General features: G+C 71.4%; 12 protein-coding genes and 1 pseudogene. 3 read left to right on the top strand and 10 right to left on the bottom strand.

The window, feature by feature from the left end; genetic code table 11:
- Positions 1-35: 35 nt before the first annotated feature.
- The 6 genes from ACMXN5_RS08105 to ACMXN5_RS08130 are packed head-to-tail and all read right to left on the bottom strand — an operon-like array spanning position 36 to position 5,889.
- On the bottom strand, positions 36-1,295 hold the full coding sequence (locus ACMXN5_RS08105) for a cysteine desulfurase (RefSeq protein ID WP_439674682.1): 1,260 nt from the start codon (positions 1,293-1,295) through the stop codon (positions 36-38).
- Positions 1,292-2,056 carry a Fe-S cluster assembly ATPase SufC gene (sufC, locus tag ACMXN5_RS08110; RefSeq protein ID WP_395788838.1) on the bottom strand — a complete coding sequence of 255 codons (765 nt, stop codon included), beginning with the start codon at positions 2,054-2,056 and terminating at the stop codon, positions 1,292-1,294. The genes ACMXN5_RS08105 and sufC overlap by 4 nt, the downstream gene beginning before the upstream one ends.
- A 7-nt stretch (positions 2,057-2,063) precedes the next feature.
- Entirely contained in the window at positions 2,064-2,381 is a 318-nt protein-coding gene (locus ACMXN5_RS08115; protein WP_078977699.1) for a non-heme iron oxygenase ferredoxin subunit, read from the bottom strand.
- Positions 2,378-3,610 carry a Fe-S cluster assembly protein SufD gene (sufD, locus tag ACMXN5_RS08120; protein WP_439674683.1) on the bottom strand — a complete coding sequence of 411 codons (1,233 nt, stop codon included), beginning with the start codon at positions 3,608-3,610 and terminating at the stop codon, positions 2,378-2,380. Before sufD ends, ACMXN5_RS08115 begins: the two co-directional genes overlap by 4 nt.
- A 3-nt stretch (positions 3,611-3,613) precedes the next feature.
- Complete coding sequence (gene sufB, locus ACMXN5_RS08125) at positions 3,614-5,026, bottom strand: Fe-S cluster assembly protein SufB (RefSeq protein ID WP_078977698.1); 1,413 nt, start codon at positions 5,024-5,026, stop codon at positions 3,614-3,616.
- Positions 5,023-5,889, bottom strand: a complete 867-nt coding sequence (locus ACMXN5_RS08130) for a helix-turn-helix transcriptional regulator (RefSeq protein ID WP_439674684.1) — start codon at positions 5,887-5,889, stop codon at positions 5,023-5,025. Before ACMXN5_RS08130 ends, sufB begins: the two co-directional genes overlap by 4 nt.
- 203 nt (positions 5,890-6,092) lie before the next feature.
- Here ACMXN5_RS08130 and ACMXN5_RS08135 point away from each other — a divergent pair, with 203 nt between their 5' ends.
- The 3 genes from ACMXN5_RS08135 to ACMXN5_RS08145 all read left to right on the top strand — a co-directional run bounded on the left by ACMXN5_RS08135 (position 6,093) and on the right by ACMXN5_RS08145 (position 8,857).
- Positions 6,093-7,022, top strand: a complete 930-nt coding sequence (locus tag ACMXN5_RS08135; protein WP_126641319.1) for an ABC transporter ATP-binding protein — start codon at positions 6,093-6,095, stop codon at positions 7,020-7,022.
- Between the two features lie 83 nt (positions 7,023-7,105).
- Positions 7,106-7,822 (top strand): ABC transporter permease, encoded by a 717-nt coding sequence (locus ACMXN5_RS08140; protein WP_126641407.1) that lies wholly within the window; start codon positions 7,106-7,108, stop codon positions 7,820-7,822.
- An 81-nt stretch (positions 7,823-7,903) separates the two neighbouring features.
- A complete protein-coding gene (locus ACMXN5_RS08145; protein WP_439674685.1) occupies positions 7,904-8,857 on the top strand; it encodes a COX15/CtaA family protein in 954 nt (317 codons plus the stop codon).
- 77 nt (positions 8,858-8,934) lie between these two features.
- On the opposite strand, the gene egtD is transcribed toward ACMXN5_RS08145, so the two are convergent.
- The 4 genes and pseudogenes from egtD to egtA form a co-directional block, all read right to left on the bottom strand.
- Positions 8,935-9,912 (bottom strand): L-histidine N(alpha)-methyltransferase, encoded by a 978-nt coding sequence (gene egtD / locus ACMXN5_RS08150; protein WP_439677971.1) that lies wholly within the window; start codon positions 9,910-9,912, stop codon positions 8,935-8,937.
- A gap of 117 nt (positions 9,913-10,029) precedes the next feature.
- Positions 10,030-10,731 (bottom strand): annotated as a pseudogene (egtC, locus tag ACMXN5_RS08155) (ergothioneine biosynthesis protein EgtC); the annotation flags it as partial.
- Positions 10,731-12,077, bottom strand: coding sequence for an ergothioneine biosynthesis protein EgtB (gene egtB / locus ACMXN5_RS08160; RefSeq protein WP_439674686.1), 1,347 nt, complete (start codon positions 12,075-12,077; stop codon positions 10,731-10,733). The gene egtB and the pseudogene egtC, both read right to left, overlap by 1 nt.
- Complete coding sequence (gene egtA, locus ACMXN5_RS08165) at positions 12,074-13,324, bottom strand: ergothioneine biosynthesis glutamate--cysteine ligase EgtA (protein WP_439674687.1); 1,251 nt, start codon at positions 13,322-13,324, stop codon at positions 12,074-12,076. Before egtA ends, egtB begins: the two co-directional genes overlap by 4 nt.
- Positions 13,325-13,408 lie beyond the last annotated feature (84 nt).

A 13,408-nucleotide genomic window follows, 5' to 3' on the forward strand; every position in this document is an offset into this window, starting at 1 on the left:
TCTTCGCCTCCCGCCCCTGCTCCGCCGAACCCGTACTAACCGAAAAACTGTCGGACATGTTCCAGCCCGGCCACGAGCGCGTCGACCTCGGCCGGCGTGGAGTACAGGTAGAACGAGGCGCGGGTGGTCGCCGGCACGCCGTAGCGCAGGCAGACCGGACGGGCGCAGTGGTGCCCCACCCGGACCGCGATGCCCTGTTCGTCGAGCACCTGGCCCACGTCGTGCGGGTGGATGTCGCCGAAGGTGAAGGAGATCGCCGCCGCGCGCGCCACGTTGTCGGCCGGGCCGATGATCTTCAGCCCCTCGACGCTGTTCAGCGCGTCGACCGCGTATCCCGTGAGCGCGTGCTCGTGCGCGGCGATCCGGTCCATGCCGATCGCCGACAGGTAGTCGATGGCCGCACCGAGCCCGACCGCCTCCGCGATCGGCGGTGTGCCGGCCTCGAACTTGTGCGGCGCGGGCGCGTACGTGGACGCGCTCATCGTCACGGTCTCGATCATCTCGCCACCGCCCAGGAACGGCGGCAGCTCCTCCAGCAGACCGAGCCGGCCCCACAACACGCCGATCCCGGTCGGGCCGCACATCTTGTGGCCGGTGAACGCGACGAAGTCGGCGCCGAGCGCCTGTACGTCGAGCACCATGTGCGGCGCGGCCTGCGACGCGTCGACCACGACCAGGGCGCCGACGTCGTGCGCGCGGCGCACGATCGGATCCAGGTCGTTGACCGTGCCGAGGATGTTCGAGGTGTGCACCACCGAGACGACCTTGGTCTCCTCGGTGATCACCTGCTCGATGTTCGACAGGTCGAGCCGGCCGTCGTCGGTGAGCCCGAACCACTTGAGCTGGGCGCCGGTGCGCTGCGCGAGCAGCTGCCACGGCACGATGTTCGAGTGGTGCTCCATCTCGGTGATCACCACGTCGGCGCCCACACCGACCTTGAACGGCTCGTCCGCCCAGGTCAGCATGTTGGCGACGAGGTTGATCGCCTCGGAGGAGTTCTTGGTGAAGACGATCTCGTCCCGGCTGGGCGCGTTGATGAACGCCGCGACCTTGTCCCGCGCGCCCTCGTACAGCGCGGTGGCCTCCTCGGCCAGCACGTGCACGCCGCGGTGCACGTTCGCGTTGCTGCTCGCGTAGTAGTGCGTCATGGCGTCGATCACCTGACGCGGGGTCTGCGACGTCGCCGCGTTGTCGAGGTAGACGAGCGGTCGGTCGTCGTGCAGGAGCCGTTCGAGGATCGGGAAATCCTTGCGGATCGTGTCCGTGTCGAGCAGCCCCGGCAGGTGCAGTGTCATGCAGACTCCCCCTTGCCGGTGTACGCCTCGTAGCCCTCGTCCTCCAGCTTGTCGGCGAGCTCGGCACCGCCGGACTCGACGATCCGGCCGCCCGCGAAGACATGCACGTGGTCGGGCTTGATGTACTTCAGGATGCGGGTGTAGTGGGTGATCAGCAGGGTGCCGATCTGCCCGGTGGCCTGCACGCGGTTGACGCCCTCGGAGACCACGCGCAGCGCGTCGACGTCCAGACCGGAGTCGGTCTCGTCGAGGATCGCGATCTTCGGCCGCAGCAGTTCCAGTTGCAGGATCTCGTGGCGCTTCTTCTCGCCGCCGGAGAAGCCCTCGTTGACGTTGCGCTCGGCGAAGGAGGGGTCCATCTGGAGGCGCTCCATGGCCTCCTTGACCTCCTTGATCCACAGCCGCAGCTTGGGGGCCTCGCCGCGGGTGGCGGTGGCGGCGGTGCGCAGGAAGTTGGACACCGAGACGCCGGCGACCTCGACGGGGTACTGCATGGCCAGGAACAGGCCGGCGCGGGCCCGCTCGTCGACGGTCATGGACAGCACGTCCGCGCCGTCGAGCAGCACACTGCCGCCGGTGACGCGGTACTTCGGGTGTCCCGCGACCGAGTACGCCAGCGTCGACTTGCCGGAGCCGTTGGGGCCCATGATGGCGTGGGTCTCGCCCTGCTTCACGGTCAGGTCGACGCCGCGCAGGATCTCGCGCGGACCGTTCTCGGCGTCCACACTGACGTGCAGGTCGCGGATCTCAAGCGTTGCCATAACGGACTCAGGACTCCTGGTTCACTTCGACGTAGACGGCGCCGCCGTCGATCTTCACGGGGTATACGGGGACCGGCAGGTTCGCCGGGGGGCCCGAGGGGCGACCGGTGCGCAGGTCGAAGCGCGAGCCGTGCAGCCAGCACTCGATCGCGCAGTCCTCGACCTCGCCCTCGGACAGCGAGACGTTGGCGTGCGAGCACACGTCGTTGATCGCGTACACGTCGCCCTCGGTGCGCACGAGGGTCACCGGGACGTCGTCGAGCACGACGCGCAGCGGTGTGTCCTCGTGCAGGTCGCCCTCGGCACACGCCTTCAGGTAGCTCATCGGGCGCCGCCCTCGAGGCGGGCCTCGATCTGCTTCATCAGCCGCTCCTGGAGGTCGGCGATGCCGACCCGGGCGATCACCTCGGCGAAGAAGCCGCGCACCACCAGGCGGCGGGCCTCGTCGGCCGGGATGCCGCGCGACTGGAGGTAGAACAGCTGCTCGTCGTCGAAGCGGCCGGTCGCGCTGGCGTGTCCGGCGCCGGCGATCTCGCCGGTCTCGATCTCCAGGTTGGGCACCGAGTCGGCGCGGGCGCCGTCGGTGAGCACCAGGTTGCGGTTCAGCTCGTAGGTGTCGGTGCCCTCGGCCGCGGCGCGGATCAGCACGTCGCCGATCCACACGGTGTGCGCGTCGGCGCCCTGCAGGGCCCCCTTGTAGGTGACCAGGCTGCGGCACTGCGGCACGTCGTGGTCGACGAACAGGCGGTGTTCGAGGTGCTGGCCGGCGTCGGCGAAGTACACGCCGTACAGCTCGGCGTCGCCGCCCGGGGCGTCGTAGACCACGCGCGGGAAGAGCCGGACCAGGTCGCCGCCGAGGGTGACCACCACGGAGGTGAAGGACGCGTCCCGGCCCACCCGGGCCAGGTGCGCGCCCACGTGCACCGACTCGGCGTCCCAGTCCTGGATCGAGACGACCTTGAGCTTCGCGCCGTCGCCGACGATGAACTCGACGTTTTGCGCGTAGGTCGTGGAGCCGGAGTGGTCGAGCACCACGGTCGCCTCGGCGAACCGCTGGACCTCGATCGCGACGTGCCCGAACGCGGTGCCGCCGGCGCCGCGCAGGTCGATCACGATCGGCTCGGCGAGCTGCGTGTCCTTGCCGACCACGACGAGGGTGGCCTTCTCGAACGAGCTGTACGCCTGGGCCGCGACCCGGTCGACGGGTTTGCCGGCCCGACCGATGCGCGCGTCGGAGCGGTCGACCGTCTCGACGGTGACGCCCTCGGGGGCGGTCACCGAGACGGTGACCTCGCCGCGCTCGGCCGCGGCCGCGGTGCCGTCGTGCAGACCGCGCAGGCGGGCCAGCGGGGTGAACCGCCAGTCCTCCTCGCGGCCGGTCGGCACGGCGAAGTCGGCCACGTCGTAGGACGCGGCGGCGACCTGGCGGGCGTCGGCGGGCTGGGCGACCGAGCGGCCGGTGCCGGGGCCGGCGAGCACGTTCTCGGCCCCGGCCTCGCGCACGGCGATCGATCCGGCGGTGGTGCTACCGGGAGTGTTGGTGTTCGCAGCCATGGACTAGCCCACAGCCCCTTCCATCTGAAGCTCGATCAGGCGGTTCAACTCGAGGGCGTACTCCATGGGCAGTTCGCGCGCGATGGGCTCGACGAACCCGCGCACGATCATCGCCATGGCCTCGTCCTCGGTCATGCCGCGGCTCATGAGGTAGAACAGCTGGTCGTCGGAGATCTTCGAGACGGTCGCCTCGTGACCCATCGACACGTCGTCCTCGCGGACGTCGACGTACGGGTAGGTGTCCGAGCGGCTGATCGTGTCCACGAGCAGCGCGTCGCACTTGACCGACGAGGTCGAGCCGTGCGCGCCCTCCTCGATCTGCACGAGGCCGCGGTAGGAGGTGCGGCCACCGCCGCGCGCCACCGACTTGGACACGATGTTGGACGAGGTGTTCGGGGCGCAGTGCACCATCTTCGAACCCGCGTCCTGGTGCTGGCCCTCGCCCGCGAAGGCGATCGACAACGTCTCGCCCTTGGCGTGCTCGCCGAGCAGCCACACGGCCGGGTACTTCATGGTGACCTTGGAACCGATGTTGCCGTCGATCCACTCCATCGTGGCGCCCTCGTGGGCCACCGCGCGCTTGGTCACCAGGTTGTACACGTTGTTCGACCAGTTCTGGATGGTCGTGTAGCGCACCCGGGCGTTCTTCTTGACCACGATCTCGACCACGGCCGAGTGCAGCGAGTCCGACTTGTAGATCGGCGCCGTACAGCCCTCGACGTAGTGCACGTAGGAGCCCTCGTCGGCGATGATCAGCGTGCGCTCGAACTGGCCCATGTTCTCGGTGTTGATCCGGAAGTAGGCCTGGAGCGGGATCTCCACGTGCACGCCCGGCGGGACGTAGATGAACGAGCCGCCCGACCACACCGCGGTGTTCAGCGCGGAGAACTTGTTGTCGCCGGTCGGGATGACCGAGCCGAAGTATTCCTTGAACAGCTCCGGGTGCTCGCGCAGCCCGGTGTCGGTGTCCAGGAAGATGACGCCCTGCTCCTCCAGGTCCTCGCGGATCTGGTGGTAGACGACCTCGGACTCGTACTGGGCGGCGACGCCCGCGACCAGGCGCTGCTTCTCCGCCTCCGGGATGCCGAGCCGGTCGTAGGTGTTCTTGATGTCCTCGGGCAGGTCCTCCCACGAGGCGGCCTGCTTCTCCGTGGAGCGGACGAAGTACTTGATGTTGTCGAAGTCGATGCCGGAGAGGTCGGAGCCCCACGTCGGCATGGGCTTCTTGCCGAAGAGCCGAAGGCCCTTCATGCGCTGCTTCAACATCCACTCGGGCTCGGACTTCTTCGCCGAGATGTCGGCGACGACCTCCTCGGAGATGCCCCGGCGCGCGGAGGCGCCGGCGGTGTCCGAGTCGGCCCAGCCGTACTCGTAGGTGCCCAGGCCCTCGAGCTCGGGGCGAGCGTCGGTGGTCATGAAGTAGTCCTCCCGGAAGCCGGGTCGGCGGCGGTCGATTCCCGCGAACGGGAGGGGCCCCGGCGCGGCGGATTCTGGTCTTCGCTGGTTTTCGAAACGGGGGGTGCGGCCGGCGGACCGGACGAGCCGGTCCTGCGACCGGTCGGACCGGCCGTTTCAGCCTGTACAGCAGGAACGTGCGTGGTGCAGACGCCGTCGCCGTGGGCGATGGTCGCCAGCCGTTGCACGTGCGTGCCGAGAAGGCGCGCGAACACCTCGGCCTCGGCCTCGCAGAGCTGTGGGAACCGCTCGGCGACGTGCGCCACCGGACAGTGGTGCTGGCAGAGCTGCTCTCCGCCGGGTGCGGGCCGCGCACTCGCGGCATACCCGTCGGCGGACAGCGCCTCGGCCAGCGCTCGGGCCCGCTCCCCGGTGGGCGCGGACTCGACCGAGGGACGATACCTCTCCTCACGGGCGGCAAGCCGCTCGCGGGCAAAAGTTGCCACCGCCTCGGTGCCGAGCCGTTCGGCCACGAAGCTCAGCGCCTCGGCCGCAAGCTCGTCGTATTCCTGGTGGAAACCGGAGCGGCCGGCGTCGGTCAGCGCGAACAGCTTGGCCGGACGACCCCGGCCCCGGCGCCCGTAGACGCGCTGCTCGCCGGCCACCAGCACACCTTCGGCGAGCAGTGCGTCGAGGTGCCGACGCACCCCCGCCGGGGTCAGCTCCAGCCGCTCGGCCAGGTCCGCCGCGGTGGACGGGCCGTGTTCGACGATCGACCGGGTGACCCGGTGCCGGGTGCCCTCGTGGCCGTCGTGTTCGGGCGTGCCGGCACCCGGGACGGTCGCCCGCCTCGGTGCCTCTTCGCTCGTCCGCGCGTTTTCCACAACACCATTGTTGCGTTAATAGTGCGCCAGGCCAAACGGCGTCCGCGTGGAGTCCATCACTTAGGTGTACCTAACATCACACTCCTCTCGGCATGGCGTTCGACCTGCGGATTCATCTGACGTCCCGTCAGCCCCGCGGTGTTCCGGCCGTTCTCGCCGGCCCCGGCACGAGGGGTGCCCGGGGCTTTCTAGACTGACTCGTCATGGACTCCTCGTCGCCGGCAGTCGCGCTCACGGGCCTGGTCAAGCGCTACGGCGACAAGACCGCCGTGGACGGGCTCTCGCTCACCGTCGAACGCGGCCGGGTCACCGCCGTGCTCGGCCCCAACGGCGCCGGCAAGACCAGCACGATCGAGATCTGCGAGGGCTACCGGCGCGCCGACGCGGGCGAGGTCCGGGTGCTCGACCTGGACCCGGTGCGCGACGCCGCCGCGCTGCGGCCCCGGATCGGGGTGATGTTGCAGTCGGGGGGCGTGTACTCGGGAGCGCGCGCCGAGGAGATGTTGCGCCACGTCGCCAAACTGCACGCACACCCCCTGGACGTGGCGATGCTGATCGAACGCCTGGGCCTGGGCTCGTGCGGGCGCACCACCTACCGCCGGCTGTCCGGCGGCCAGCAGCAGCGCCTGGCGCTCGCGCTCGCCGTGGTCGGCCGCCCCGAACTGGTGTTCCTGGACGAGCCGACCGCCGGCCTCGACCCGCACGCCCGGCACGCCACCTGGGACCTGGTGCGCGAGCTGCGCGCCGACGGGGTGAGCGTGGTGCTCACCACACACCTGATGGACGAGGCCGAGAAGCTGGCCGACGAGGTGGCGATCGTGGACCGCGGCCGGGTGATCGCGTCCGGCTCGCCCGAGGCGCTGTGCCACGACGGCGCGGAGAACTCGCTGCGCTTTTCCGGCCCGCCCGGTCTGGACATGGGCTCGCTGCTGAACGCGCTGCCCGAGGGCGCCAAGGCGTTCGAGGTCTCGCGCGGCGCGTACCGGATCGAGGGCGAGATAGACCCGCAACTGCTCGCCACGGTCACCTCCTGGTGTGCGCAGCACGGGGTGATGCCGGAGCGGCTGACGGTGGAGCGGCGCAGCCTGGAGGACGTGTTCATGGAGCTGACCGGACGGGAGCTGCGGAGTTGAGCGCGGTGGCGAAGGCTGCGACGACGCAGGATGAGACGCGCGGTACGTTCACGCCCGCGCCGGGCGCGGCGCCACTGGGGCGGATGATCCTGGCGCAGAGCGCCCTGGAGACCCGGATGTTGTTGCGCAACGGCGAGCAGCTGTTGCTGACGGTGATCATTCCGACGCTGCTGCTGGTGGTGTTCAGCTCGGCCGACCTCGTGGACACCGGGGACGGCGACCGGGTGGACTTCCTGGCACCGGGGCTGCTCGCGCTGGCGGTGTTGTCGACCGCGTTCACCGGGCAGGCGATCGCGACCGGGTTCGAGCGGCGCTACGGTGTGCTCAAGCTGCTGGGCTCGACCCCGCTGCCCCGGTGGGGGCTGATGGTGGCCAAGACCGCGTGTGTCCTGGTGGTGGAGATCCTCCAGGTGGCGCTGCTCACGGCGATCGCCTTCGGGCTGGGCTGGTCGCCGCACGGGAACCCCGTGTGGGTGATCCTGCTGCTGCTCCTGGGCACGGCGGCGTTCTCCGGGCTCGGCCTGCTGATGGCCGGCACGCTGCGGGCCGAGGCGACCCTGGCGGGCGCGAATCTGGTGTTCATCCTGCTGCTGCTCGGCGGCGGGGTGATCGTGCCGCTGGACAAGTTCCCCTCCGGGGTCGAGCACACGTTGGCGCTGCTGCCCATCTCGGCGCTGTCGGACGGGCTGCGCGACGTGCTCCGGGACGGATCGGGTCTGCCGCTGGGCGATCTGGCCATCCTGGCGGTCTGGGCGGTTTTGGGCCTCGGCGCGGCGGCGCGCTTCTTCCGCTGGGAGTGACGCCCGGAGGGGGTCGGCCGCGTGCCCCGACCGACACCCCTGGTGCGCTTGTGAATTCGTTCACGACGTAGCATGTCGCGCATGAGTCTGCAGGCCGTCTCCCCCCTCGTCGCGCGCCGCGTGTTCCTCGCGAACCTGGTGGCGCAGATCGGCATCGTCGTCACGGGCGGTCTCGTCCGACTCACCGACTCGGGCCTGGGGTGCGACACCTGGCCCCGATGCGACAGCGACACGAGCAACTGGACGCCGCACGAGGCGGTCGGCCACCACGCGTACATCGAGTTCGGCAACCGCATGCTGACCTACGTGGTCGGCGCGATCGCGGTGGCGTGCGTGGTGGCGGCGTACCGGATGACCGTGCGCCGCAAGGACATCACCACGCTGGCCTGGATCCAGATCGGCACGGTGGTCGGCCAGGCCCTGCTCGGCGGCATCACCGTGCTCACCGACCTGCACCCGATGGCGGTGGCGAGCCACCTGCTCCTGTCGATGCTGCTGATCGCGTCGGCGGTGGCGCTGTACGAACGCTCCGGCGAGGGCGACGCGCCGGCCCGATTCCTGGTCCGCCCCGAGATCCGCTGGTTCGGCTACGGCACCCTCGGCCTGGCGGGTGCCCTGATCGTGATCGGCACCGTGGTCACCGGCTCCGGCCCGCACGCGGGCGACCTCAAGGCCAAGCGCTTCGACGTGGACATCGACCAGATCGCCTGGCTGCACGCCGACCTGGCCTTCCTCCTCCTGGGCGCGGCCGTCGCCCTGGCCCTGGCCCTGCGCGTCACCGACGCCCCCCGGGCCGCCCAAACGCGCGTGTGGTGGCTGCTCGCCGTCCTGATCCCCCAGGGCCTGATCGGCTACATCCAATACTTCAACGGCCTCCCCGAGTGGATGGTCCTCACCCACATGCTCGGCGCCGCCCTCACCGCGGTCACCGCAACAAGAGCCCTCTTCGCCCTCCGCACCCGAGGCGACGAGCCCCGGGAGGCCGCCGCCGAGCCCGAAACCGAAGCCCGCGAGCCGGTCGCCACCAGCTACTGAGCGCCGCACCCGTGGAGACGGACCGGACCCCGGCGGGGTCCGGTCCGTCTCGGTGTTCTCTGGCGGCGTCGCCCGGGTCAGCTGCTCGGGACGGCCAGGAGGAGGGCGAAGCGGAGTTGGGGGTCGGTCCACCACTGGCGGATCGTGAAGCCGGCCTCGGCGAGTTCGGCTTCCAGTGGCTCGCGGCGGAATTTGGTGGAGATCTCGGTGCGCAGGTGTTCGCCCCGGGCAAAGTCGACGGACAGGTCCAGGGGCGGGATCTTGACCGTCTGGTCGGTCCTGGAGCGCAGGTGCATCTCGATGCGCTCCTCGGCCGCGTTCCACAGCGCCACGTGGTCGTAGGCGTCGGGGTCGAAGTCGGCGTCGAGTTCGCGGTTGAGCACGTGCAGGACGTTCTTGTTGAACTCGGCCGTGACGCCCTGGGCGTCGTCGTAGGCGGCGACCAGCACGGCCGGGTCCTTGACCATGTCGACCCCGAGCAGCAGGGTGTCGTCGGCGCTCAGCGCGCGGCGCAGGATGCGGTAGAAGGCCGTGCGCTGGGCGGGGTCGAGGTTGCCGAGCGTGCTGCCCAGGAAGCTGAGCAGGCGCGGGCCCGGCTCGTCCGCCAGGGCGAGTTCGTGTTCGAAGTCGGTGACCGTGGCCGCGACCCGCAGCGCCGGATAGTCGCGGCACAGCGCCTCACCGGCCTGGACCAGCGCCGAATCGCTCACATCCAGCGGCACATAGCGCTCCAGCGTGCCCGCCGCGGTGAGCGCGTCCAGGAGCAGCCGGGTCTTGCGGGACGAGCCCGAGCCCAATTCGATCAGCGAGTGGGCCCGCGTCGCTGCGGCGATCTCGGGGGCGCGTCGGGTCAGGATCTCCTGCTCGGCGCGGGTCGGGTAGTACTCGGGCAGCCGGGTGATCTCCTCGAACAACTCGCTGCCGCGCGCGTCGTAGAACCACTTGGGCGGCAACGACTTGCTCGGCGCGGTCAGTCCGTGGCGCACGTCGGCGCGCAGGGTGGTGTCGAAGTAGTCGGCCGGCAGCCGGTGGTCGAGGGTGAATCGGCTGTTCATGGGACGCCGTTCCTGTGGTGCGGATGACGGACGTGCGGCGACGGGTCGCACGGGACGGATCGGGGCGATGCGGACGCCGTCGCGGGTGGCGACGAGGAGGGAGTGGTCGGGTACCTCCTGCCACGGGCCCCAGGTCGCGTCCGGGTGCTCGTCGGGCTCGGAGGCGACCAGGACCCGGCCGGGACCGGTGCGGTACCAGAGGGTGTCCGCGTAGCGGGTGGCGAACACGGTCCGGCCGTCGGTGAGCAGGAGGTTGAGCCGGGCCGTCGGACGCACCTCGGCGATCCGCCGGACCACGTCGACCAGCGCGCCGCCGACCGGCTCGCGCTGCCGCAGCCGGCGCGCGAGCAGGGCCCAGATCAGCGCCGAGTCGCAGCGCGCCTCCAGCTCCAGCAGGGCGGCCTGATCGAGCGCGGGCCCGACCGGCAGCCGGGTCCAGTCCGGGACGGCGCCGTTGTGGCTGAACAACCACACGCCGTCCCGGTACGGCGCGGCCGCCGCCTCCTCCTGACTGGTGCCGGCGGTGGCGCTGCGCACGGCGGCCAGGAACGCCCCGCTGCGCACGGTCCGGGCCAGGTCGGGCAGGTTCGGGTCGGCCCAGATCGGCAACGCGCGCCGATAGCGGGCGGGTTCGACGTCCGCCGGATCCGCGTCCGGGCCCGCGTCGGGATACCAGCCGAAGCCGAACCCGTCGACGTTGACCGTCCCGTACCGCTGCCGGCGCGGCGCCCAGGACTGCTCGTACAACCCGCGCGTCGGCTCCACCAGCACCGACGCCAGCGGGATCTCCGGCCCCAGATAGGCCAGGTGACGGCACATCAGCCCGCCTCCCCGGGCGCCGCGTCGCGCGCGGTGCGGAATCCGGCGAAGATCTGCCGCCGGATCGGCAGGTCCCAGTTGCGGAACGTGCCCCGGGCGACCACCTCGTCCACCCCGAACGCGCCGCCGCGCAGCACCTTGTGGCCGGGCCCGAAGAACACCTCGGAATACTCCCGATAGGGAAACGCCGCGAACCCGGGGTAGGCGGTGAAGTCGGAGGCGGTCCACTCCCAGACGTCGCCGAGCAACTGCCGTGCCCCGGAAGGCGCGGCGCCCGCCGGATACGCCCCGGCCGGCGCCGGCCGCAGATGCCGCTGGCCGAGGTTGGCGTGCTCGGGCGTGGGCTCGGCGTCGCCCCACGGATACCGCCGCGACCGCCCCTCGGCCGGATCGTGCCGCGCCGCCTTCTCCCACTCGGCCTCGCTCGGCAACCGCCGCCCGGCCCAGCGCGCGTAGGCGTCGGCCTCGTACCAGCACACGTGCACGACCGGCTCGTCCGGCGGCACCGGCTCGGTCCGGCCGAACCGCCGGCGCAGCCACGTGTCACCGTCGCGCCACCAGAACAGCGGTGCGCGCAGCCCGGCTTCGTCCCGATGCCGGCGCCCCTCCGGGGTCCAGCACTCGTCCCGGTCGTATCCGCCGTCGGCGATGAACTCCAGATAGGCCGCGTTCGTCACCGGCACGGTGTCCAGCCAATACGCCGCCACCTCGACGGTGTGCGCGGGCCGCTCGTTGTCCAGGGCCCACCCGTCGGTGTCGGTGCCCATCTCGAACGGCCCCGCCGCGACCAGCACTTCACGCGGCAACCCGGCCGCGTCCGGCGGCGCGGCGGGCGGTTCGGGGGCGTCCAGGACGGCCGGTCCGGCGCGCAGCTGGTGGGTGGCGAGCATGGTCTCGTCGTGCTGCTGCTCGTGCTGGGCGAGCATGCCGAACACGAACCCGTGCGCCAGGAGCGGATCACCATCGGGGTCGAAGTCGGCGCCCTCCAGCACCTCCAGCGCCCGAGCCCGCACCTCGCGGACGTAGTCCCGGGCCGGATCGGGCGCGAGCAGCGGCAGGGCCGGCCGGTTCGCGCGAGGGTGGCGGAACGCGTCGTACAGCGCGTCCAGGTCCGGGCGCAGCGCCGGGCGGCCGCCGGCCCGGCGGACCAGCCACAACTCCTCCTGGTTTCCGATGTGCGCCAGGTCCCAGACCAGCGGCGACATCAACGGGGAGTGCTGGGCGATCAGTTCCTCGTCGGTCAGACACTCGGTCAGGGCCAGCGTCCGGCGCCGGGCCCGCGCCAGCGCGGCCTCGGCTATCGATTTCGCGGATGTCGAGGTTTCCGACGGCTTCAGCGACGTCATCGACAGGTCCTTTCGAGCAGATCGTCGGCGGGACATCGGCCCCGTTCGGCGTAGCGCCGGGTGAATTCGGCGACGGCCGCACGGACCGGGCCGGGCGCGTCGGCGTCGGCCAGCGCATTCTCGGTGGCGGCGAAGCAGGCGAGGATCGCCTTGCCGAGCACCGGGTCGGCGGGGCCGATCCGGGCGGCGCGCCGCCAGACCGCCTCGGTCGGTACGGTCTCGCCGTCGGCGCACAGCGGCTCGGTCGCCGCCCAGGCCGCCTCGGCCGCGACCGGGTCGTCCAGCAGGGTGGCGGCCATCGCGGCGGGCACGATCCAGTCCCGGCCGCACTGCGCGTCGATCATCCGCAACTCCAGCCAGCCACGCGGACGCACCGGCGGGAAGAGGGTGGTCAGGTGGTAGTCGAGGTCGTCGAGGGTGGGTGGCCGCATCCCGGGTACACCGCGCAGCCAGGAGCGGAAGGTCAACCCCTCCGGGGCGTTCCAGCCGTCCGCCGTGGCACCGCGCAGGCACAACAGCGGCGCGTCCAGCGCGTAGCGCGCCCACGCGGCGCGCGGGTCGCCGTCGATGCCCGGCGGCGGGCCGGGCGGCCGGGTACGGCCGGGGTCCATCCGGGCCCAGACCAGTTGCCGGGTGGACCGCCAACCGGTCGGCTTGCCCTGCCACAGCGGTGAGTTGGCGAACGCGGCGACCAGTACCGGGCCCAGCCGGTGGGTCAACTCCCAGCGCGATCGATAGCCGCGAAGGCCCGCGCTCTCGTCGCCCGCGTCCAGGTTGACCTGCACGGACGCGGTGCCGCGCATCATCATCCGGCCCCAGGAGCCGTCCCGGTCGAAGTACGCCTCCATCGCCCGATAGCGCGGATGGTCCAGCACGCGTGCCGGGTTTCGATACGGCTCCAGGCCGTGGCCCGCGAGTACGAGTCCGCCGGCGGCCAGCGCCTGCTCCAGGGCCGTCATGTCGGCGCGGAGGTCTCGGGCGCATCCGGCGAGCGTGTCGGCGGGCGGTGAACTCAGTTCGACCTGCCCACCCGGCTCGCGGGTCAATCTGCTGCCGAACGGCAGCCCCTGCGCCTCCAGGGGGGCCAGGGCCTCGTCCAGCCGCTCCGGCGCCACCTCCCGATGGGCGTCGGCGCCGTCGTGCACGATCCATTCCAGTTCGATCCCGACCCGCGCCGGCGGGCCGGTCTTGAAGCACACGCCGTGTACATGGGCCTGTGCGTCGTCCTCCTGCAGAGTGGTAGCCATCGCACGCACTCCTTCGATCCCTCGCGTGGTCCCGATTCCGGGCCCACTCGTGGCCCCCAGTGTGGCCCTCCCGTAACTTTCCCG

This window comes from Embleya australiensis, assembly GCF_051903075.1.
Taxonomy (GTDB): Bacteria; Actinomycetota; Actinomycetes; order Streptomycetales; family Streptomycetaceae; genus Embleya.

Bases quoted from the DNA above. Each gene is read 5' to 3' on its own strand.
- ACMXN5_RS08135 (WP_126641319.1), top strand. From the start codon at position 6,093: ATGGACTCCTCGTCGCCGGCAGTCGCGCTCACGGGCCTGGTCAAGCGC.
- ACMXN5_RS08140 (WP_126641407.1), top strand. From the start codon at position 7,106: ATGATCCTGGCGCAGAGCGCCCTGGAGACCCGGATGTTGTTGCGCAAC.
- ACMXN5_RS08105 (WP_439674682.1), bottom strand. From the start codon at position 1,295: ATGACACTGCACCTGCCGGGGCTGCTCGACACGGACACGATCCGCAAG.
- ACMXN5_RS08145 (WP_439674685.1), top strand. From the start codon at position 7,904: ATGAGTCTGCAGGCCGTCTCCCCCCTCGTCGCGCGCCGCGTGTTCCTC.
- sufB (WP_078977698.1), bottom strand. From the start codon at position 5,026: ATGACCACCGACGCTCGCCCCGAGCTCGAGGGCCTGGGCACCTACGAG.
- sufC (WP_395788838.1), bottom strand. From the start codon at position 2,056: ATGGCAACGCTTGAGATCCGCGACCTGCACGTCAGTGTGGACGCCGAG.
- sufD (WP_439674683.1), bottom strand. From the start codon at position 3,610: ATGGCTGCGAACACCAACACTCCCGGTAGCACCACCGCCGGATCGATC.
- ACMXN5_RS08115 (WP_078977699.1), bottom strand. From the start codon at position 2,381: ATGAGCTACCTGAAGGCGTGTGCCGAGGGCGACCTGCACGAGGACACA.
- egtA (WP_439674687.1), bottom strand. From the start codon at position 13,324: ATGGCTACCACTCTGCAGGAGGACGACGCACAGGCCCATGTACACGGC.
- egtD (WP_439677971.1), bottom strand. From the start codon at position 9,912: ATGAACAGCCGATTCACCCTCGACCACCGGCTGCCGGCCGACTACTTC.
- egtB (WP_439674686.1), bottom strand. From the start codon at position 12,077: ATGACGTCGCTGAAGCCGTCGGAAACCTCGACATCCGCGAAATCGATA.